At 70.4% G+C, this 20897-nt stretch carries 22 protein-coding genes; 12 read left to right on the top strand and 10 right to left on the bottom strand.

Annotated features, from left to right (window positions below):
• The first annotated feature begins 327 nt into the window (after positions 1-327).
• From AQJ46_RS18275 to AQJ46_RS18245, 7 genes are all read left to right on the top strand, one after another.
• Positions 328-1569 carry an amidohydrolase family protein gene (locus AQJ46_RS18275; protein WP_059206602.1) on the top strand — a complete coding sequence of 414 codons (1242 nt, stop codon included), beginning with the start codon at positions 328-330 and terminating at the stop codon, positions 1567-1569.
• Positions 1569-2483 carry an LLM class F420-dependent oxidoreductase gene (locus AQJ46_RS18270; protein WP_059206857.1) on the top strand — a complete coding sequence of 305 codons (915 nt, stop codon included), beginning with the start codon at positions 1569-1571 and terminating at the stop codon, positions 2481-2483. The genes AQJ46_RS18275 and AQJ46_RS18270 overlap by 1 nt, the downstream gene beginning before the upstream one ends.
• Positions 2484-2494: 11 nt before the next feature.
• Positions 2495-3265: an SDR family NAD(P)-dependent oxidoreductase gene (locus AQJ46_RS18265; RefSeq protein WP_059206601.1), complete on the top strand. Its 771-nt coding sequence runs from the start codon at positions 2495-2497 to the stop codon at positions 3263-3265.
• Between the two features lie 117 nt (positions 3266-3382).
• Positions 3383-4501 carry an LLM class flavin-dependent oxidoreductase gene (locus AQJ46_RS18260; protein WP_079072332.1) on the top strand — a complete coding sequence of 373 codons (1119 nt, stop codon included), beginning with the start codon at positions 3383-3385 and terminating at the stop codon, positions 4499-4501.
• Positions 4502-4515: 14 nt separating this feature from the next.
• Entirely contained in the window at positions 4516-6249 is a 1734-nt protein-coding gene (locus AQJ46_RS18255; protein ID WP_059206599.1) for an N-acyl-D-amino-acid deacylase family protein, read from the top strand.
• A 242-nt stretch (positions 6250-6491) separates the two neighbouring features.
• A complete protein-coding gene (locus tag AQJ46_RS18250) occupies positions 6492-7949 on the top strand; it encodes an aldehyde dehydrogenase family protein (RefSeq protein ID WP_059206856.1) in 1458 nt (485 codons plus the stop codon).
• Between the two features lie 132 nt (positions 7950-8081).
• A complete protein-coding gene (locus tag AQJ46_RS18245; RefSeq protein ID WP_057608479.1) occupies positions 8082-8618 on the top strand; it encodes a DUF3455 domain-containing protein in 537 nt (178 codons plus the stop codon).
• A gap of 87 nt (positions 8619-8705) precedes the next feature.
• Here the strand turns inward: AQJ46_RS18245 and AQJ46_RS18240 are convergent, their stop codons facing one another.
• The 5 genes from AQJ46_RS18240 to AQJ46_RS18220 form a co-directional block, all read right to left on the bottom strand.
• Positions 8706-9206 (bottom strand): cupin domain-containing protein, encoded by a 501-nt coding sequence (locus tag AQJ46_RS18240; RefSeq protein WP_059206598.1) that lies wholly within the window; start codon positions 9204-9206, stop codon positions 8706-8708.
• A gap of 36 nt (positions 9207-9242) precedes the next feature.
• Entirely contained in the window at positions 9243-10187 is a 945-nt protein-coding gene (locus tag AQJ46_RS18235; RefSeq protein ID WP_059206597.1) for an NADP-dependent oxidoreductase, read from the bottom strand.
• Positions 10184-11050 carry a helix-turn-helix transcriptional regulator gene (locus AQJ46_RS18230; RefSeq protein WP_059206596.1) on the bottom strand — a complete coding sequence of 289 codons (867 nt, stop codon included), beginning with the start codon at positions 11048-11050 and terminating at the stop codon, positions 10184-10186. Before AQJ46_RS18230 ends, AQJ46_RS18235 begins: the two co-directional genes overlap by 4 nt.
• A gap of 124 nt (positions 11051-11174) precedes the next feature.
• Positions 11175-11999 (bottom strand): helix-turn-helix transcriptional regulator, encoded by an 825-nt coding sequence (locus AQJ46_RS18225; protein ID WP_059206595.1) that lies wholly within the window; start codon positions 11997-11999, stop codon positions 11175-11177.
• Between the two features lie 70 nt (positions 12000-12069).
• Positions 12070-12462 (bottom strand): nitroreductase/quinone reductase family protein, encoded by a 393-nt coding sequence (locus tag AQJ46_RS18220; RefSeq protein WP_059206594.1) that lies wholly within the window; start codon positions 12460-12462, stop codon positions 12070-12072.
• A gap of 94 nt (positions 12463-12556) precedes the next feature.
• Between AQJ46_RS18220 and AQJ46_RS18215 the strand changes: the two genes are divergently transcribed.
• On the top strand, positions 12557-13375 hold the full coding sequence (locus AQJ46_RS18215) for an endonuclease/exonuclease/phosphatase family protein (protein ID WP_208616945.1): 819 nt from the start codon (positions 12557-12559) through the stop codon (positions 13373-13375).
• Here AQJ46_RS18215 and AQJ46_RS18210 read toward each other — a convergent pair.
• Positions 13367-13531, bottom strand: a complete 165-nt coding sequence (locus AQJ46_RS18210) for a DUF397 domain-containing protein (RefSeq protein ID WP_059206592.1) — start codon at positions 13529-13531, stop codon at positions 13367-13369. The two genes, AQJ46_RS18215 and AQJ46_RS18210, sit on opposite strands and share 9 nt — an antisense overlap.
• A gap of 48 nt (positions 13532-13579) precedes the next feature.
• On the opposite strand from AQJ46_RS18210, the gene AQJ46_RS18205 reads away from it, so the two are divergent.
• On the top strand, positions 13580-13942 hold the full coding sequence (locus AQJ46_RS18205; protein WP_059206591.1) for a hypothetical protein: 363 nt from the start codon (positions 13580-13582) through the stop codon (positions 13940-13942).
• 2 nt (positions 13943-13944) lie between these two features.
• Here AQJ46_RS18205 and AQJ46_RS18200 read toward each other — a convergent pair whose 3' ends face one another.
• Positions 13945-15078: an FAD-dependent oxidoreductase gene (locus AQJ46_RS18200; protein WP_059206590.1), complete on the bottom strand. Its 1134-nt coding sequence runs from the start codon at positions 15076-15078 to the stop codon at positions 13945-13947.
• Between the two features lie 222 nt (positions 15079-15300).
• Here AQJ46_RS18200 and AQJ46_RS18195 point away from each other — a divergent pair, with 222 nt between their 5' ends.
• From AQJ46_RS18195 to AQJ46_RS18185, 3 genes are all read left to right on the top strand, one after another.
• Complete coding sequence (locus AQJ46_RS18195; RefSeq protein WP_059206589.1) at positions 15301-16143, top strand: LLM class F420-dependent oxidoreductase; 843 nt, start codon at positions 15301-15303, stop codon at positions 16141-16143.
• A 58-nt stretch (positions 16144-16201) separates the two neighbouring features.
• On the top strand, positions 16202-18814 hold the full coding sequence (locus tag AQJ46_RS18190; protein ID WP_059206588.1) for a bifunctional FO biosynthesis protein CofGH: 2613 nt from the start codon (positions 16202-16204) through the stop codon (positions 18812-18814).
• Between the two features lie 72 nt (positions 18815-18886).
• Positions 18887-19447, top strand: coding sequence for a L,D-transpeptidase (locus AQJ46_RS18185; RefSeq protein WP_057608470.1), 561 nt, complete (start codon positions 18887-18889; stop codon positions 19445-19447).
• 12 nt (positions 19448-19459) lie between these two features.
• On the opposite strand, the gene AQJ46_RS18180 is transcribed toward AQJ46_RS18185, so the two are convergent.
• From AQJ46_RS18180 to AQJ46_RS18170, 3 genes are all read right to left on the bottom strand, one after another.
• Positions 19460-19966 (bottom strand): DUF2165 domain-containing protein, encoded by a 507-nt coding sequence (locus tag AQJ46_RS18180; protein WP_059206587.1) that lies wholly within the window; start codon positions 19964-19966, stop codon positions 19460-19462.
• A 79-nt stretch (positions 19967-20045) separates the two neighbouring features.
• Positions 20046-20399 (bottom strand): hypothetical protein, encoded by a 354-nt coding sequence (locus AQJ46_RS18175; protein WP_059206586.1) that lies wholly within the window; start codon positions 20397-20399, stop codon positions 20046-20048.
• Complete coding sequence (locus AQJ46_RS18170) at positions 20396-20857, bottom strand: hypothetical protein (RefSeq protein ID WP_059206585.1); 462 nt, start codon at positions 20855-20857, stop codon at positions 20396-20398. Before AQJ46_RS18170 ends, AQJ46_RS18175 begins: the two co-directional genes overlap by 4 nt.
• Positions 20858-20897: the final 40 nt, after the last annotated feature.

Below are 20897 nucleotides of genomic sequence, written 5' to 3'. Positions count from 1 at the left end.
GGGCCCTCCCCGATCCCCGCCGCGAGGACCTCGTACCCCCCGGACCCCGTCACGGAGCCCGTGTCCTCCCCGGCCCCCGCCGAGGAGCCCGGACGCCTCTGCTTCGGCACCCGCGGTACACCGTCCATCGCCGTCCCCCTAGGGCCTGTTGACAACCCCGTCAGTTTGCCTTGTCCATGGCGGATGCGTCAGCTGTGGAGAGGCTGATCACAGATGGGCGCGCGGTAAGTCACAAGGCCCTCACTCTCTCTCCGCACACTTGCGCACAGGAACCGTCGTCATCGGCCGCCGTCCACCCAGCTGACGGACCGTCAGATCGGCGCTACCGTGAGCGCCATGGAGACCACGACGGCACTTCCGAAGATCATCTCCGTCGACGACCACACGGTGGAGCCCTCCGACGTCTGGCAGAACCGGCTCCCGAAGAAGTACCTCGACACCGGCCCCCGCATCGTCCGCGCCCCGCTCAAGGAGATCAGCTTCCTGGGCGGCCGCTTCAAGCCCGTGATGGGTGCCCCCGGGGACGACGGACCCCTGGGCGACTGGTGGCTGTACGAGGGACTCCAGCGCCCCCTCACCCGACTCGACACGGCGGTCGGCTACAGCAGGGACGAGATCAAGCTGGAGGTCATCACCTACGAGCAGATGCGCCCGGGGTCGTACGACGTTCCCGCCCGCCTCGCCGACATGGACGTCAACCACGTCCAGTCGGCCGTCTGCTTCCCGACCTTCCCGCGCTTCTGCGGCCAGACCTTCACCGAGGCCAAGGACCACGAACTGGGCCTGCTCTGCGTCCAGGCCTACAACGACTGGATGGTGGAGGAGTGGTGCGGCCCCGACGCGCAGGGCCGGCTCATACCGCTCACCCTCATCCCGCTCTGGGACGCCGAGTTGGCCGCCGCCGAGGTCCGCCGCAACGCCGCCCGAGGCGTGCGCGCCGTCGCCTTCTCCGAGATACCCCCGCACCTGGGCCTGCCCTCCGTCCACTCCGACGACTGGGACCCCTTCCTCGCCGCCTGCGACGAGACCGGCACGGTCATCTCGATGCACATCGGCTCCAGCAGCCGTATGCCGTCCACCTCCGCCGACGCCCCGCCCGCCGTCGGCTCCACGATCACCTTCGCCAACTGCTGCTTCTCGATGGTCGACTGGCTGATGAGCGGCAAGTTCGAGCGCTTCCCGAACCTCAAGGTGATGTACGCGGAAGGCCAGATCGGCTGGATCCCCTACATCCTGGAGCGCGCCGACGTCGTCTGGGAGGAGAACCGCGGCTGGGGCGGCGTCGCCGACAAGGTCCACCGCCCGCCGTCCGAGCTCTTCACCGAGCATGTCTACGGTTGCTTCTTCGACGACGCGTTCGGCCTGAAGAACCTCGACGCGATCGGCGTGGGGAACGTGCTGTACGAGACCGACTACCCCCACTCCGACTCCACTTGGCCGAAGTCCCGCGAGGTCGGCGAGGCCCAGATGGGGCACCTGGACGCCGACGTGGTGGAGCGGATCGTCCGCGGCAACGCCATCGAACTGCTCGGCCTCACCCCGGACGGCCTCTGGGACGGCCCGAAGTGATCGAGTACGGCATCCAGCTCCCCGTCCAGTCCCAGAGCACGATCTACGCCGAGCCCTGGGAGGCCGGCGCCGGGCCTGAGGACCTCGCCGAGGTGGCCGGGGCCGCCGACCGCGCCGGGTTCGCGTACATCGCGGCCTGCGACCACGTGGCCGTACCGCGCCGCCTCGCTCCCGCGATGAGCACGGTCTGGTACGACCCGGTCGCCACCCTCGCCTTCCTGGCGGGCGTGACCGAACGCGTGCGGCTGCTGAGCCATGTGGCGGTGGTCGGGCTGCGGCACCCCCTGCTGACCGCCAAGCAGTACGCCACCCTCGACCATCTCAGCGGCGGGCGGCTGATCCTCGGTGTCGGCGCGGGCCATGTGCAGGAGGAGTTCGAGGCGCTCGGGGTCGACTTCGCGGGGCGCGGCGCCGTCCTCGACGAGTCGATCGACGCCCTGCGAAAGGCCCTGGGGCCCGACGAGTTCCCCGAACACCACGGCAAGCTCTACGACTTCGAGGGCCTCGGACAGCGACCCCGGCCCGCGCAGTCCCGCGTACCGGTGTGGGTCGGGGGTTCCTCCCAGGCCGCCGTACGCCGGGCCGCGCTCAAGGGCGACGGGTGGCTGCCCCAGGGGGACCCCCGGGACCGGCTGCCGGCACAGATCGAGCGGATAGGGCGGCTGCGGGCGGAGGCGGGCATCGAAGAGCCGTTCAGCGTCGGGGCCATCGCCGAGCCGCTCTACGTCGGCACGCCCACGTGGGACGTCGGCCGCCGGACGCTCAGCGGCCCGCCCGACGCACTCGCCGAGTCCCTGCGTGCCTACCGCGCGATGGGCGTGGACCAGATCCAGGTGCGCTTCCGCAGCCGCGACCGAGCCGAACTCATCGACCAGATCTCGGCGTTCGGCGCCGACACCGCCCCCCACCTCTGAGGAGTCACCGCATGGGCAAGCTGGACGGACGTGTCGTCCTCGTCACGGGCGCGGCGCGCGGGCAGGGCGAGCAGGAGGCCCGGCTGTTCCGGGAGGAGGGCGCCGAGGTCGTCGTGGGCGATGTGCTGGACGAGCAGGGGAAGGCGCTCGCCGAGGAGATCGGGGCGCTGTACGTCCACCTGGACGTGAGCCAGGAGTCCGACTGGCGGCGGGCGGCACAGGCCGTCGTCGAGGAGTACGGCCGGGTCGACGGGCTCGTCAACAACGCCGGCATCCTGCGCTTCAACTCCCTTCTCGACACCCCCCTCGACGAGTTCATGCAGATCGTGAACGTCAACCAGGTCGGCTGCTTCCTCGGCATCAGGACCGTGGCGCCCGTCCTGTCCGACGGCGGCACGGTCGTCAACACCGCCTCCTACACCGGGGTGACCGGGATGGCGGGCGTGGGCGCCTACGCGGCCTCCAAGCACGCGATCCTCGGGCTCACCCGGGTCGCCGCGCTGGAGCTGGCACCGCGCGGTATCCGGGTCAACGCGATGTGCCCGGGTGCCGTGGACACCGCCATGTCCAACCCCGCGGTCCTGGACCCGTCGGCGGACGGCGAGGAGGCCTCCCGGGGGCTCGACCGGTTCTACCGCAAGGTCGTCCCGCTGGGCCGGATCGGGCGGCCGGAGGAGGTGGCGGCGCTCGCGCTCTTCCTGACCTCAGCCGACTCCTCGTACATCACCGGCCAGCCGTTCGTGATCGACGGCGGGTGGCTCGCCGGGGTCTCCGTCATCTGACCGCCCGTCAGCTATTGACGGTGTATGCGCCCGGTGCCACAGTCGGCGGCAGATCGAGAATCTGACGGTGTGTCAGAAACAGGAGTGTCAGAGACAGACTGGGGACGGTGAACCTCCTTGGAATTCGGGCTCTTTGTACAGGGATACGTGGGCAAACGTGCCGAGACCGACCCGCTGGCCGAACACAAGGCGCTGATGGAGGAGACCGAGTACGTCATCCAGGCGGACCGGTCCGGCTTCAAGTACGCCTGGGCGTCCGAGCACCACTTCCTGGAGGAGTACTCGCACCTCTCCGCCAACGACGTGTTCCTCGGGTACCTCGCGCACGCGACCGAGCGGATCCATCTCGGCTCCGGGATCTTCAACCCGCTCGCCCAGGTCAACCACCCCGTGAAGGTCGCCGAGAAAGTGGCCATGCTCGACCATCTCACTGAGAACCGCTTCGAGTTCGGCAGCGGGCGCGGGGCGGGATCGCACGAGATCCTCGGGTTCATACCGGGCGTGACCGACATGAACTACACCAAGGAGATCTGGGAAGAGACCATCGCCGAGTTCCCCAAGATGTGGCTCCAGGACGAGTACACCGGCTTCCAGGGCAAGCACTGGCAGCTGCCGCCGCGGAAGGTGCTGCCGAAGCCGTACGGGAAGTCGCACCCCGCGATGTGGTACGCGGCCGGGTCGCCGCCGTCGTACGCCATGGCTGCCCGCAAGGGGCTCGGGGTGCTGGGCTTCAGCGTGCAGAAGGTCTCCGACATGGAGTGGGTCCTCGAGCAGTACAAGACGGCGGTGGTCGACGCCGAGCCGATCGGGGACTTCGTCAACGACAACGTGATGGTGACGACGACGGCCATCTGCGCGCCGACGCACGCCGAGGCGATCGAGATCGCGGTGAACGGGGGGCTGCACTATCTGCCGTCCCTGGTGTTCCGGTACCACGACACCTTCCCGCGGCCCGAGGGGTTCCCGGTGTGGCCCGAGACGCTGCCCGAGTACACCGCGGAGTTCGTGGAGGTGCTCATCGAGGAGGAGCTGCTGATCTGCGGGGATCCCGACGAGGTGGTCCGGCAGTGCAAGCGGTGGGAGCAGGCCGGGGCGGACCAGCTGAGCTTCGGGCTGCCGGTGGGGGTGCCGAAGGAGGAGACGCTGCAGACGATCCGTCTCATCGGGGAGCACGTGATTCCGAAGATCGACACGGATCCGGTGCACCGGACGACCCGATTCCGCGAATCCGCATAGGGGGGCTCGGTTCCATGCTCGATCACGTCATCAGGGGTGCGACCGTTGTCGACGGGACCGGTGCGCCCGCCTTCACCGCCGACGTCGGCATCCGGGACGGTCGTATCGCCGTGATCGGCCGGGGTGTCGCCGAGGAGGCCCGCACCAGCGAGGACGCCGGCGGGCTCGTCCTCGCTCCCGGGTTCGTCGATCCGCACACGCACTACGACGCCCAGCTGTTCTGGGACCCGTACGCGACCCCCTCCCTCAACCATGGGGTCACCACGGTCGCCGCCGGGAACTGCGGCTTCACCCTGGCGCCGCTGAACCCGGCCCGCCCGGACGACGCCGACTACACCCGCCGGATGATGTCCAAGGTCGAGGGGATGTCGCTGGTCGCCCTGGAGGAGGGGGCACCCTGGAGCTGGCACTCCTTCGGCGAGTACCTGGACGCGCTCGAAGACCGGATCGCGGTCAACGCCGGTTTCATGGTGGGCCATTGCGCGCTGCGGCGGTATGTCATGGGGCCGGACGCCATCGGGGGGCAGCCGTCCGAGGAGCAACTCGCGGAGATGCTGCGGCTGTTCCACGAGGCCATGGACGCCGGCGCCTGGGGTCTCTCCACCACCCAGTCGTCCACGCACTCCGACGGCGACGGAAAGCCCGTGGCGTCCCGGCACGCGCTGCCCGCCGAGCTGCTGGCCCTGTCGCGGGCCGTCGGGGAGCACGAGGGGACACAGATCGAGGCGATCGTCGCCGGGTGTCTCGATCAGTTCAGCGATGCCGAGATCGAACTGTTCGTGGAGATGAGCGCGGCGGCCGGGCGGCCGTTGAACTGGAACGTGCTGACCATTGACTCGTCCGTGCCGGAGCGGGTGCCGAGGCAGCTGTTCGCGAGCGAGCAGGCGAGGAAGGCGGGTGGCCGGGTCGTCGCTCTCACCATGCCGATCCTGACCCCGATGAACATGTCCCTGGGCACGTTCTGCGCACTGAACCTGATCCCCGGCTGGGGACCGGTTCTCGCACTGCCCGTCCCCGAGCGGATCGAGCGGCTGCGCGATCCGGACGTACAGAAGGAACTGCTCAGGCACTCCGTGTCCAAGGAGGCGGGGGTCTTCCGGCGGCTGACCAACTTCGGGCGGTACGTCATCGGCGACACCTACAGCGAGGCGAACCGCGGGCTCAGTGGACGGGTCGTGGAGGACATCGCGGCCGAGCGCGGGCAGGAGCCGTTCGCCGCGCTGGTCGAGATCTGCGCGGCCGACTCGTTGCGTACGGTCCTGTGGCCCATGCCCACCGACAACGACCCGGCGTCCTGGGCGATGCGTGCCGAGGCCTGGCAGCACGAGGACGTGCTGCTCGGCGGCTCCGACGCGGGCGCGCACCTGGACCGGATGTGCGGGGCGCCGTACACGACCCGCTTCATCGGGGACTGTCTGCGCGGGCGGCGGCTGACGTCGCTGGAGCAGGCCGTGAAGATGCTCACCGACGACCCGGCCCAGCTGTTCGGCCTGCGGGAGCGCGGGCGGATCGAGGAGGGCTTCCATGCGGACCTCGTGCTCTTCGACCCGGAACGGATCGCCGCGGGCACGGCCACCCTGGTGCACGACCTGCCGGGTGACAGTCCACGGCTGGACTCCAAGGCGATCGGAATACGGGCCGTATGGGTCAACGGGATCGAGGCGATCCGGGACGACGTGGTGAGCGGAGCCGTACCGGGCCGGGTGCTGCGGTCGGGGCGGGACACGCGGACGGTGAGCACCAGGTGAGCTCCGCCGGCGAGGTGAGGAACGAGGTGGGCTCCGGGGAGGGATCTTCGGCGGGGGCGCGGGTCGGGCCCTCGGTGGGCGGGGGGCAGGTCGGGCCCTTGGCCGGTGCGGCGGATGGTCCGTCGGGCGGGCCCTCGACCGATCCCTCTCCCGATTCCTTGATCGGTCCCGCGGCCGGTGCTGCGGCGGGGTCGGGCAGGCCCGCAGATGGTCCGTCGGCCGGTGCTGCGGCCGATCCCTCGATCGGCCCCTCGGCCGGGCAGCGGCTCTTCGTCGGCGGTGAGTGGGTCGTGCCGGACCGTGGGCACTACGCGGTGGTCGATCCGGCCACCGAGGAGACCGTCGGGTGGGCTCCGGAGGCCTCGCGGGATCAGGTGCGCGCGGCCTGTGCCGCGGCCCGCGAGGCCTTCGGGGCGTGGTCGCGCACGCCGGTGGGGGAGCGGGCGGCGATCCTCGCCCGCGCCTCCGACCTCATGCGCTCCCGCCTGGTGCCGTACGCCGAACTGGCCCAGGCCGAGACCGGGGCGACCACCGCCACGGCCCGCGCGATGCAGGTCGGCGTCGCCGCCGCCCGCTTCCGGCGGTACGCGCAGGTCGAGCCCGCCGAGTGGGCGATCCCGCCGCAGATCAACGAGGCCGGGCCGATGGGGAAGGCCGCGGTGATGGGCGCGCTGGCCGTCCGGCAGCCCGTCGGGGTCGTCACCTGCATCACGTCGTACAACAACCCCTGGGCGAACCCGGCGGGCAAGATCGCCCCCGCGCTCGTCATGGGCAACACGGTGGTCGTGAAGCCCGCCCCGCAGGACCCCCTCTCCGTGTACCGCATGGCGGAGGCGCTGGAGGCCGCCGGGGTTCCGCGCGGGGTCGTGAACGTGGTGAGCGGCCGTGCCGTGGAGGTCGGTGAGGCCGCGGTCGACTCCCCGGACGTCGACATGGTCAGCTTCACCGGCTCCACGGCCGTCGGACAGCGCATCGGCGAGGTGTGCGGGCGGTCCATGAAGCGGCAGTTGATGGAGCTGGGCGGAAAGGGAGCGGCGGTCGTCTTCGAGGACGCGGATCTCGGGTCGGCCGTGGCCGGGATCGGGACCACCTTCTCCTTCTACAGCGGACAGATCTGTACGGCACCGACGAGGGTGCTGGTGCAGCGCGGGATCTACGAGCGACTCGTCGAGCAACTGGCCGCGTACGCAGACAGGTTGAAGGTGGGTAACCCCCGGGAGGCCGGAACGGTCGTCGGGCCGGTGATCTCGGCGGCGCACCGGGAGCGGGTGGAGTCGTACGTCGAACTCGGCCGCAAGGAAGGCGCTTCCGTCATCGTGGGCGGTGAACGGCCCGCTGCCGACCGCGGTTTCTACGTCGCCCCGACCCTCCTCGCCGACTGTGGCCCGGAGATGCGGGTGGTCCGCGAGGAGATCTTCGGCCCCGTCGTGACCGTGACGCCCTTCGACGACGAGGAGGAGGGCATCGCGCTCGCCAACGACACCGACTACGGCCTCATCGACTACGTCTGGTCGGCCGACGTGGCCCGCGCCTTCCGGGTGGCACGGCGGCTACGGGCCGGGGGAGTCGGGGTCAACACGGTCGGCCGCAACATGGAGGCACCGTTCGGAGGCTTCCGCAGCAGCGGGGTCGGACGGGACTGCGGGTCGTACGCGCTGCACGCCTACAGCGAGGTGCAGTCGATCGTCTGGCCGGGGTGAGCGGCTCTTCGGGACGGGGTTCGGCCAACTGGCCGGTAACCCTCGGGAGGGCCCGTAGAGTCCCGGACCGGGGGCGGCGACATCGATGTCGCTGTACTGAAGACCAGTCAAGAACCTTTCCGGAGAACCGACTTGAAGCTCACCAAACGACTCGCCCTGACCACCGCGGCCCTCGCCGCCGCGACCGCCTTCCTGGGGACGACCGCCGGTAACGCGGCCCCCGCCGATGCGGCGCTCAAGCCCGTGAAGGCCCCCGCGGCCCTGAAGGTTCCCGACGGCAACAAGCTGACGGGCGTCTACCCGGCCCGGGGCGTGCAGACCTACACCTGCACCGACGGTGCCTGGAAGCTCCTGGAGCCGGCCGCCACCCTGTCGGACAGGAGAGGCCGCACGGTCGCCCTGCACTCCCGTGGCCCCGTCTGGGTCTCCACGGTGGACGGCAGCGCGGTGAACGCCGCGGCGATCGCCAACTCCCCCAAGACCGGCACCATCCCCGAGCTCCTGCTCCAGGCCACCGCCACCCGGGGCGCGGGCGTCTTCGGGGGCGTCTCCTACATACAGCGCCTCAACACCACCGGCGGCGTCGCCCCGGCCACCGCCTGCACCGGCACGGACCAGGTGAGCGTGGCGTACACCGCGACGTACGCCTTCTACAAGCCGGCCAAGTGACACCCGTGACTCTCTGAGCGGCGCGGCGGTGGCTTCCCGCCGGGCGCGGGGCCGCCGCCGTGCCGCTTGCTCATGTGCTCCTGCCCCTCACAGGAACTCGCTCCGGTAGGTCGGGGCCAACTCGGCCGCGCGGCGGCGGCGCTCCGCGAGCTCGTCCTCCGACAGGTGGGGCGGCGGCGCGTCCTTGCCCGCGACGACATCGCCGATGCGCGTGAAGTACTCGTCCTGGCCGGCGGGGGTGCACATGCACAGCATGCGGGCCGGCGCACCCGAGGCGTTGCGGAAGTTGTGCGGGGCGTTGGCCGGGATGTTGACCGTGGACCCGGCCCGTACGGTGTGCTTCTCGCCGCGGAAGGTGAACTCGATCTCGCCCTCGAGGACGGTGAACATCTCCTCGAAGTCGTGCCGGTGCGGCGGCGGGCCGCCGCCGTCGGGGACGCGCATGTCGATCAGGCAGTACCGGCCGGCGGTCTGCTCGCCGGTGACCAGCATGGCGTACGTGTTGCCCACCAGAGAGATGTACGTCGTGCCGGGATCGTCGGGGTCCGCCACGGTCAGTGAGCGGGACGGGTCGTCGTCGGGGATCATCGGGGTCGTCTCCTTCAAGGGACGGTCGGGTGAGGATCAGGTGCCGGGCGCGACGATGACGACCTTGCCGTGCAGCTCGCCCGTGGCGGCCCGGGTGTGGACTGCCGGCAGCTCCGCCAGCGGCACCCGCTGCGCCACGTCGACGCGCAGCTCGCCAGAGTCGACCAGCGCCACCAGCCGCGACAGCTGTTCGGCGTCGCTGTTGACGAACAGGTCGATGCCGCGCACACCGCGCTGTTCGTCGCTGGGCGCGGGCATCCACACCGTGGTGTTCACCAGCACTCCACCGGAACGGATCAGGGTGAGCAGCGCGGCCAGCTGCGCCGGGTCGATCGGAGCGAGGTTGAGCACGACGTCGACCGGCTCGGTCACCGCCGCGGTCACCTCGGTGGCGGTGTGGTCGACGACCTCGTCCGCACCCGCCGTCCCGACGTGCTCGCTGCTGCGCGGGCCGGCCGTGGCGATCACGTACGCGCCGGCGTTCTTGGCCAGCTGCACGGCGTAGCCGCCGACCGCGCCGCCCGCACCGTTGATGAGCACGCGCTGCCCCGGCACCAGCTTCGCGTGATCGAACAGGGCCTGCCAGGCGGTGAGCCCCACCACCGGCAGCGCGGCGGCGTCGGGCAGCGGGATGCTCCGGGGCGCCGGCGTCAGAATCCCGGCCGGGGCCACCACGTACTCCGCGGCCGCGCCGACGCCCGCCATCGGCAGGAAGCCGACGACCTGATCGCCGATCTCGAGGCCGGTCACGCCCTCACCCAGCGCGTGGACCGTGCCGGAGACGTCGATGCCGGGGGTGTGCGGCAACGTCACCGGGATGGGGCCCTGCATGAAGCCCCCGCGGATGTTGCCGTCGACCCCGTTGAACGATGTCGCGGCGACCCCGATCAGAACCTGACCGGCGCCGGGTACGGGTTGCTCGACGTCCTCGTAGCGCAGGACGCTCGGGTCGCCGTACTCGTGGAAACGTACTGCCTTCATCGGAAATCCTCTCGAAGCACTTCTGGGTCATGGGATGCCTGAACGCCCACGGCGGGCAGGAGTTGGAGCTTTTCGTAGCTGGGTGAGCCGGGTGTGGCGGAGAAGACCAGGAGTTCCTGGGCCTGGTCGGGGTCGATCAGGCGCTGGCAGTACAACTGCAGTTCGCCCAGCTCGGGATGCAGGTAGCGCTTGAGGTCGTTGTGGTGGGTGAGGTCCACCTCGTGCAGCCGCCAGACCTCGGCGAACTCGGGGCTGACGTCCAGCAGCGCGGCGACGATCTCGCCGGCCCGGCCCCGGGGGTCCGCGGTGTACACCGACCGGAGGTCGACGGTGAAGACCCTGCCGCGTAGGTCGTGGTCCTCGGCGGGGTAGAGGTCGCGTTGTGCCGGGTCGGTGAACCAGCGGTAGACCAGGTAGCGGGACATTCCGCTGAAGCGGGTGTAGTCGCCCAGCAGGGCGACCGCCGGCTGATTCTGCAGCAGCGTCTCGTTGAAGCGGGACATCACCAACGCCGGTGTATCCGCGAGTCGTTCGACGATGCGCAGCATGGTGGGGCTGACGTGATCCTCGCGCAGATGCCGCCGCGGCGCCGAATGTCCGCCGAGGTCGAAGAGGTGGTCGCGCTCGCCCAGGCTGAGGTGCAGGCCCCGGGCGAGCCCGGCGAGCACCTGCTCGGACGGCATCGGACCGCGCTGCTGCTCGATCCGGCTGTAGTAGTCGACCGACATGCCGGCCAGTGCGGCGACCTCCTCGCGCCGCAGTCCCCCGGTACGACGCCGCGGCCCGCGGGGAAGCCCCACGTCCTCCGGCTGCAGCACCTCCCGGCGCGCCCGGAGGAAGTGGGCCAACAGCGCCCGATCCATCTCAGCCTCCCGTGTTCGACTGATCAAGCGTGGCGTTGATCAGAACCCGGATGAAGGCCTCACTTATCCACGGACAAGTTGTCCGTGGCAGACCGAGCGGTGCAGATGGAGATAACTCGTACGACTAGTCCCTCACGGCGGACAGGAGGTGGAGCTTCTCGTAGCTGGGTGAGCCAGGTGTGGCGGAGAAGACCAGGAGTTCCTGGGCCTGGTCGGGGTCGATCAGGCGCTGGCAGTACAGCTCCAGTTCGCCCAGCTCGGGGTGGCGGTAGCGCTTGAGGTCGTTGTGGTGGGTGACGTCCACCTCGTGCAGCCGCCAGACCTCGGCGAACTCGGGGCTGACGTCCAGCAGCGCGGCGACGATCTCGCCGGCGATTCCCTCAGGGTCCGACGTGTACGCCGCCCGGATCTCCGAGGTGAAGACCCTGCCTCGTAGGTCGTGGTCCTCGACGGGGTAGAGGTCGCGTTGCGCGGGGTCGGTGAACCAGCGGTAGACCAGGTAGCGGGACATTCCGCTGAAGCGGGTGTAGTCGCCCAGCAGGGCGACCGCCGGCTGATTCTGCAGCAGCGTCTCGTTGAAGCGGGACATCACCAGGGCGGGTGTGTCCCCGAGCCGTTCGACGATGCGCAGCATGGTGGGGCTGACGTGGTCGTCGCGCAGGTGCCGTCGCGGCGCCGAGTGCCCGGCGAGGTCGAAGAGGTGGTCGCGTTCGCTCAGGCTGAGGTGCAGGCCCCGGGCGAGCCCGGCGAGCACCTGCTCGGACGGCATCGGACCGCGCTGCTGTTCGATCCGGCTGTAGTAGTCGACCGACATGCCGGCCAGTGCGGCGACCTCCTCGCGCCGCAGTCCCCCGGTACGACGCCGCGGCCCGCGGGGAAGCCCGACGTCCTCCGGCTGCAGCACCTCCCGGCGCGCGCGGAGAAAGTCGGCCAGCAGCGCCCGGTCCATCCTTCTCTCATCCTCCGCGAACGAGACACATGCCGAAGGACTGTCCGGTCGGCGAATCCACCGTATCTCTTCACTGGTCCAGATCCACCCGCACGGTCAACTGCCCGGCTCCTATGGCCCGTACCGCCGCGCTGTTCATCAGGGGCAGCGAGCGCAGTCGTACGGCGGTGTCGTCGTCCGGCATGAGATGGGCGGTCCCGGTGTGCCACCGCCCCCGGATGCGCACCCGCACCCGCGGATCGGCCTTGATGTTGCGGACGTACTGCGAACGCTCGCCGAACTCGGAGACCAGCCAGAAGGTCCCGCCGACCCGTTTGCCGCCCACCGGGGTCCGGCGGGGCAGGCCCGAGGTGCGGCCGGTGGTCTCCAGGACGGTCTGCAGGGGCAGCCGCCGCATGACGGGGTTGAGCAGGCGCTGAACGGCCCTGGCGGTGCGGTACTTGCGCTCGGCGTCGCGGGACATGGGGGGTGAGACTCCTGTCTCTTGTCTTCCGTAACCTGACCGGCGGCCTCGATGATCTCAGGGTGCGGGCCGGACGGACGAAGGGGTGTCGGCGATGCGCGTGGTGACCTGGAACCTGTGGTGGCGCTTCGGCCCGTGGGAGGAACGCCAGAAGGCGATCCTGGCGGTGCTGCGGGAGCTGCGGCCGGATGTGGTCGGCCTCCAGGAGGTGTGGTCGGCCGGCTCCGAGAACCTGGCGGAGTGGCTGGCCGGGGAGCTGGGCCTGCACTGGGCGTGGGCCGCGTCGCCCGCCTCGGAGCGCTGGCAGCGGCGGATCGGCGACCCGGGGGTCGAGGTCGGCAACGCGGTACTGAGCCGATGGCCGGTGGCCGACCAGGCCGTCCTGCGGCTGCCGGCCCCCGAGGATCTGGACGACGGCCGCCTGGCCTTCCACACCCGGCTCGCGGGACCGTCGTACGACATCCCCTTCTTCACCACCCACCTCACCTCGGCCCCCACCGCCTCGGCGATCCGCTGCCAACAGGTCACGGCTCTGGCGGAGTTCGTGGCCACGCACAGGTCGGGCACCGACTTCCCGCCCGTCGTCACCGGCGACTTCAACGCCTGGCCCGACTCCGACGAGGTCCGCCTCTTCGGCGGCTACAAGACGGCCCCGGCCGCACCGGACCAACTCTTCCTGGACGCCTGGGAGTACGCGGACCCGACGGCCCCCTCGGCGACCTGGGACCCGGCGAACCCGTACGTCCGCGTGGCCCCGCCGGTCCGTATCGACTACATCCACGTGGGCCCGCCGGCGGCGAGGGGGCTGGGCCATGTCCTGGGCGTCCGGCGCGCGGGCGACGGGCCGGTGGACGGGGTCTGGCCGTCGGACCACGCGGCGGTGGTGGCGGACCTGGCGGACGGGTCAGAGTGACTTCACCAGGGCGGCGAAGGCGCCGTGGCTGACGGTGACGATGGTTTGGGCAGCGTCGGAGTCGGTGATGTGGACGTTGTCGGGGTCGCTGGATATGTGGACGCAGGCGTCGCCTTCCTGGCAGTAGGACGACTTCTGCCAACGGCCCGTGCTCATGTCGGCTCCTTCACAGGTTCTGCGCTGACGTGGGGAGAGGAAACATCGATGGGTATCTACGTGTCGGTCAGAGGATGGCTGGAGTGCGACGAGGAACAACTCGCCGCAGCCCAGGGGATCATCTCGTCCCACGAAGACGACCACTACTCCAACGGATGGGGCACTCCCCGCCGGCACGTCAACTGGATTCATTACCTGTTCTACGGCGCCGACATCCGCGAGTCGGGTGTGGACTGGCTTGTCCGTCAGGTCCGGGACATGGCGAGGATCCCGGCCAACGAGGACGGAGACCACGTAACAGGCCTCTTCCTGGCCAGCCATGAAGTCGACGGCACGACTGAATGGCAAGTTCGGGACGGCCAACTCTTCGTCTCGCCGAGTGACGGCAGGTACCGCTACCTCAACGCATGACCTCACTCGCCCTGTTCGTGTCCGGTGAACATGTCGATCAGGCCGTGCGGTGTGCTCTCGCCGAACATGAGGGCGTAGAGCTCGGTGCCCTCGGTGGCGGTTGCGGCGCTGCGGGGGAACATGGCGCGTTCGTGCTCGGTGAGCGCGGTCTCGATGTCGTCGGGGTGGGCCGCGAGGGCCCGGGCGAGTTCGGCGCCGTCGAGCATGGCGAGGTTGGCGCCCTCGCCGTTCGGGGCGGCCACATGGGCGGCGTCGCCGATCAGTGTCACTCCCGGCACCCGCTCCCACCGGTGCTCGACGGGCAGGGCGACGAAGGGACGCAGTACCGGGGCGGTGTCGCCGTCGGTGATCAGTGCGGTGAGTTCCGGGGCCCAGCCGTCGAACTCCGCCGCGATGCGGGCGGTGGCCGCGGCGGGGTCGGTGAAGTCGATGTCCGCGAACCAGTCCTGCGGGCGGGCGAACATCACGTAGGTGTGCAGGTTGCCGCCCCTCTCCCGGTGCGTCACGAAGCCCTTGCCCGGCGCGAGCACGAACAGAGCGCCGCTTCCGACCGCTTTCGCGCTGACCGGGTGCCGGGTGTCGGCGTCGTACAGGTGCACCTCGACGCAGGACATGCCGGTGTACTCGGGCCTCGCGGCGGAGAGCAGCGGCCGCACCCGTGACCAGGCACCGTCCGCGCCGACCAGCAGACCGGTGACCACGCTCCCGCCGTCCGCGAACGTCACCTCGTGGCGCCCCTCGCCCAGCACACGCGTGCCGCTGACCTTGTGGCCCCAGCGGACCGTCCCGGCCGGGAGCGAGTCGAGCAGGAGCTGCCGCAGCTCGCCGCGCTGCACCTCGGGGCGGCCGCCGGTGCCGTCGTCGGCCTTCTCGAACAGGAGCGTCCCGTCCCGGTCGAGCAGCCGCGTCGCCTCGCGCCCCTCCAGGACGAGACCGCGGAACTCCTCCATCAGGCCCGCCGCCTCCAACGCGAGCTGTCCGTTGTAGTCGTGGATGTCGAGCATCCCGCCCTGCGCACGCGCCGTCGGCGAGGACTCCGCCTCGTAGACGGTGGACGGGATGCCGTTGACGTGCAGGACGCGGGCGAGCATGAGGCCGCCGAGTCCGGCGCCGATGATCGTGACGTGGGTGGTCATGGTGACTCCAGGGAGGTCGCAGGGCCGGCGGGCGGTCACCCGGCGGGATCTGCGACAAGACTCCGGGTCCTTGTCGACAAGCCCCCGATATCCGACCGACAGCCCTGACAGATGACCGACAGCCCCGACAGATGACCGACACGCGGCAGCGGGCTCGATCACGGCGCTGATCCCGACCAGTCGGTATGGACATCCCGGCCCCCGCCCGGTACAGATGCAGTCATGCGAATTTCCGTGACGATCTTCCTCACCGACGAGACCATCACCCCGACCCGGATCGCCCGTGAGCTGGAGGCGCGGGGCTTCGCCGGGCTGTATCTGCCCGAGCACACCCACATCCCCGTCGAGCGGGTCACCCCGTACCCGGCCGGCGGCGACCTGCCGCGCGAGTACGGCCGTACCCTCGACCCCTTCGTCGCGCTCGGCCAGGCCGCCGCCGTCACCGAGCGGCTCGGTCTCGGCACCGGCATCACGCTCGTCGCCCAGCACGACCCGATCGACCTCGCCAAGCAGATCGCGACCCTCGACCACCTTTCCGGCGGACGGTTCACGCTCGGACTCGGGTTCGGCTGGAACGTCGAGGAAGCCGCCGATCACGGCGTCGAGTGGCGCACCCGGCGTGAGCTCGTCCGGGACCGGATGGCGCTCATGCAGGCGCTCTGGGCGGACGAACCGACCGCCTATGAGGGGCGGTTCGGGAGCGTCCGGGCCAGCCACGCCTTCCCCAAGCCCGTCCGGAAGCGGACCCTCGTGGGCGGCGCCGCAGGGCCGAAGCTGTTCTCCCACATCTGCGAGTACGCCGACGGCTGGCTGCCCATCGGCGGACGCGGTCTGACCGAGTCCCTGCCCGTGCTGCGCACCGCCTGGGCCGATGCGGGCCGTGACCCGGCCGCCCTCCAGGTCGTTCCGTACGCCGTCGTCCCCACCCCCGGCAAGCTCGCCCACTACGCCGAGCTCGGGATCGAGGAGGTCGTGCTGCAACTGCCCCCGGCCGGGGAGGCCGAGGTACTCAAGGTGCTTGACGAGTATGCCCGTTATGTCCAGGGGGATGGTGAGGGCGTGTGACGTCACCCACCTTCGGGTGGCACCTCTGCCCTGGTCACACCGCTCGTATGCTCGAAGGATGACGACTTCCGCGACCTCCGGAACCGGCCCCACCGACCGCCCCGGCGGTACCGGCCCCACCGAGAACTCCCTGCGTCGCGCTCTCAAACGGGCCCGGGACGGCGTCGCACTCGACGTGGCCGAGGCAGCGGTCCTGCTGCAAGCGCGCGGCGAGGCCCTCGTCGACCTCACCGCGTCGGCCGCCCGCGTCAGGGACGCGGGCCTCGCGCAGGCGGGCCGCCCCGGTGTCATCACGTACTCGAAGAGCGTCTTCATCCCGCTGACCCGGCTGTGCCGGGACAAGTGCCACTACTGCACCTTCGTGACCGTGCCCGGCAAGCTCCGCCGGGGCGGCCACGGGATGTTCATGTCCCCCGACGAGGTCCTGGACGTGGCCCGCAAGGGTGCCGCGCTGGGCTGCAAGGAAGCGCTGATCACCCTCGGCGACAAACCCGAGGACCGCTGGCCGGAGGCCAGGGAGTGGCTTGACGCCCATGGCTACGACGACACCATCGCCTACGTCCGGGCCATCTCCATCCGCATCCTGGAGGAGACCGGGCTGCTGCCCCACCTCAACCCGGGCGTGCTGTCCTGGACCGACTTCCAGCGGCTCAAGCCGGTCGCGCCGAGCATGGGCATGATGCTGGAGACGACCGCCGAGCGGCTCTGGTCCGAGCCCGGCGGACCGCACTACGGCTCCCCGGACAAGGAACCCGCCGTACGGCTGCGGGTCCTGGAGGACGCCGGGCGTTCGTCGGTGCCTTTCACGAGCGGCATCCTCATCGGGATCGGGGAGACGTACGAGGAGCGCGCCGAGTCCCTCTTCGCGCTCCGGCGCACAGCACGGGCGTATCACAGCGTCCAGGAACTGATCATCCAGAACTTCCGCGCCAAGCCGGACACCGCGATGCGCGGCATGCCCGACGCGGAACTGGACGAGCTGGTCGCCGCGGTGGCCGTCGCCCGTCTCATCATGGGCCCGGCCGCCAACATCCAGGCCCCGCCGAACCTGGTCGACAGCGAGTACGAGCGGCTGATCGGGGCGGGGATCGACGACTGGGGCGGGGTCAGCCCGCTCACCATCGACCACGTGAACCCCGAGCGGCCCTGGCCGCAGATCGAGGAGCTCACCGAGCGGTCCGCGGCGGCCGGTTTCGAGCTGCGGGAACGTCTTTGTGTGTACCCCGAGTTCGTGCAGCGCGGCGAGCCGTGGCTGGATCCGCGGCTGCGGCCGCACGTGGCGGCGCTGGCGGACCCGGAGACGGGCCTGGCACGCCCCGACGCCCTTCCGCGGGGACTGCCCTGGCAGGAGCCGGAGGAGGTCTTCGTCCCGTCCGGCCGCACGGATCTGCACGCCACGATCGACACCGAGGGCCGTACGTCCGACCGCCGCGACGACTTCGACGAGGTCTACGGCGACTGGGGCGCCCTGCGCGAGGCCGCTGCCCCCGGCATGGTGCCCGAGCGCATCGACACGGACGTACGGCAGGCGCTGCGGGTCGCCGCCGACGACCCCACGCGCCTGACCGACGAAGAGGCCCTCGCCCTGCTGCACGCGGACGGGCCCGCCCTGGACGCCCTGTGCCAAGTGGCCGACGACGTCCGCAAGTCGGTGGCCGGCGACGACGTCACGTACATCGTCACGCGGAACATCAACTTCACCAACGTCTGCTACACGGGCTGCCGGTTCTGCGCCTTCGCCCAGCGACGCACCGACGCCGACGCCTACACCCTGTCCCTGGACCAGGTGGCCGACCGTGCCCAGCAGGCCTGGGAGGTGGGCGCGGTGGAGGTCTGCATGCAGGGCGGGATCCACCCGGACCTGCCGGGGACGGCGTACTTCGACATCGCCCGCGCGGTGAAGGAGCGGGTCCCCGGCATGCATGTGCACGCCTTCTCCCCGATGGAGGTCGTCAACGGCGCGACCCGCACCGGCATGTCCATCCGCGAGTGGCTGACGACGGCAAAGGAGGCCGGCCTCGACTCCATCCCCGGCACGGCCGCCGAGATCCTCGACGACGAGGTCCGCTGGGTGCTGACCAAGGGCAAGCTGCCGACGGCGACCTGGATCGAGGTGATCGAGACCGCGCACGAGGTCGGCATCAGGTCCTCGTCGACGATGATGTACGGCCATGTGGACCAGCCCCGCCACTGGCTGGGCCACCTGCGCACGCTGGCCGGAATCCAGCAACGCACGGGCGGCTTCACGGAGTTCGTGACGCTCCCCTTCATCCACACCAACGCCCCGGTGTACCTGGCCGGCATCGCCCGCCCCGGCCCGTCCATGCGGGACAACAGGGCGGTCACGGCGATGGCACGGCTGCTGCTCCACCCCTGGGTGCCGAACATCCAGACCAGCTGGGTCAAGCTGGGTACGGAGGGCGCGGCGGAAATGCTCCGCTCGGGCGCGAACGACCTGGGCGGCACCCTGATGGAGGAGACGATCTCGCGGATGGCGGGTTCGTCGTACGGCTCGTACAAGTCGGTGAAGGACCTGATCGCGGTGGCGGAGGCGGCGGGCCGTCCCGCCCGCCCGCGCACGACGCTCTACGGGGAGGTGTCCGAGGAGCGGCAGAAGGCGGCGCAGGTCTCCGACGGGCACCTGCCGGAGCTGCTGCCGGTGCTGGACTGACGGGAAAGGTGTCTCGGCGGGGGCCGGTACGATGATCCGACCCCCGTTCGACGGGGATCCTTAGCCGAGGAGATGCGTGCCGTGCCAGCCCCGAAGGTCTGGGTGACGGGTCTGACCGTGGGGGCGATAGCCGCCGTCGTCGCCCTGGCCGTACAGGCCGACAAGGGAACGAAGCCGAGCGTGGCCGCCACCGCCCGGCCGAGCGTGTCGGCGTCCCCCCGCGCGTCCGCGCAGCCCGAGCCGTCGGCGACCGCGGTCCCGGACGCCTCCGGGACCGGCCGTCGGATCGTCTACTCGCTCGGCGACAAGCGGGTCTGGCTGATCGACGCGAGCGAGGCGGCCCGGCGGACCTTCGCCGTCTGGCCGGGGACGGTGGACCCGGCCCCCGGCACCTACTCGGTCTCGCTGCGCCGGGGAGACCCGACGACCGGATCCGACGGCGTGCGGATCGAGCACATCGTGTACTTCACCGCCGTGGGCGGCGTGAACGTCGCCTTCTCCAACGCGGTGGACGGCTCCTCGCCCCCGCCCGCGAACGGCGTCCAGACCGGCGGCATCCGCATGAAGACGGCGGACGGGTCGGCACTGTGGACGTTCGGCGAGACGGGGACGAAGGTCGTCGTCGTCAACTAGCGCCAACTGGCCCTAACTGGCGCTGCGGTCCGGCAGATTGACCACCAGCAGCACGACCCCGCTCAACACGAACACCCGCAGCGCCGCGTCCAGCCCGTTCCAGGTGTCCGACTGCCACATGGAGAACCACTCCCCGCCGATCGCGATGAACCCGGCGCCGAAGAGCAGCATGAGCATGAGCAGGCCGTAGGTGGAGAAGCGCCGGGCCCGCGGATCGTCCCCGCGCACCCACAGCCACGTGCCGTAGATCAGCACGAGCGCCGCGAGCGTCTCCCAGACGATGATCGCGACGTACGCCGTGTTCTGAAGTCCCTTGCTGGTGATGGCTCTCCACATCAGATCGTCGTCCTTGAACGTCGTGTCCATCGCGAGAACATGCTGCACGAACGCCTGGTTGGTCCCGAAGTCCGTGATGTTCCCGAACGCCACGAGCGCTATGTACAGCGCGACGCTCGCGGTGAGGAGGGTGGCGGAGAGGTGGAGTGCGCTGCGTGTGGTGCGTGGGGGTGTCGATGCCATGGGGGCCATCTTCCCCGCGAAAGACAATGTGATCCAACGCCAAATCCGTTGGCGGGGAGGCAGGTTGGCCGCGGCTGGTCTACTCGGTGTCCTTGGGGTGGCGCGGAGACGCGTACACGAAGTGGACCGTGTGGCGGGCCTCGTCGACGAGGTACCGGACGCGACCGCACGCCGTCACCTCGTATTCCCACTGGGGATACTCCCGCCCCCCGAGACTGCCGGTGGCCAGGCGCCCGCGCAGTCGGTGATGTCTGTCGGGGTCCGCTCGGGACACGGGGTCGCGGCGCAGTGCCTCGAAACAGCGCCGGGTGTTCCCGGGGGCTTCCGCGCCCAGTTCCCCCCACCCTTTCGCCGCTTCGTTCGTGGCGAAGCGCAGCCGCCACTCGCGGTCGACCGGCGGCGGGGCGACGTCGTCGCCGCGCTTGGGACTCATGGCGCCGTCACCTCGCCATGGTCCTCGTCCGGCAGTCGACGGGTGAGCTGTGCAGTGAGACCGGGATCGGCGAGGATCCGGGCCGTCGCGCGCCATTCGACGACGACTCGGTGCAGATTGGCGTGGACGTCCAGTTGTGCGGCGTCGTACGTGGCGTCGATGAGCTCGGCCACGAACTCCTTCGATTCGTCTGCCGACAGATGGCGCATCCATGGGAAGACCGAAGGCAGCGCCCGCAGTATGGCCCGCTCGCCGGCGTCACTGCGGACGAGGGCGGCGAGAAGACGAGCCGTGATGTCCGCCGTCTCCTCGCGCTGCTGGTCGTGGCGGGCAGTCGTCAGGTACAGATCCTCGCCGTCTCGACGCGTGATGTGCACGCGCTGGGTCCGGTCGAGCGTTTCGGCGACACGCTTTGAGTTCTTGGAGAGCTCGGAGAAGGCGACCGTGGGGGTGGGCATGATCCAACGGTACTTCGGAACGTATTCCGAAGTCAATCGC

The sequence above is a fragment of the Streptomyces canus genome, from assembly GCF_001514145.1.
GTDB lineage: Bacteria > Actinomycetota > Actinomycetes > Streptomycetales > Streptomycetaceae > Streptomyces > Streptomyces canus.
The sequence above is the reverse complement of the archived record's forward strand: the minus strand, read 5'-3'. Positions and strand labels throughout refer to the sequence as shown.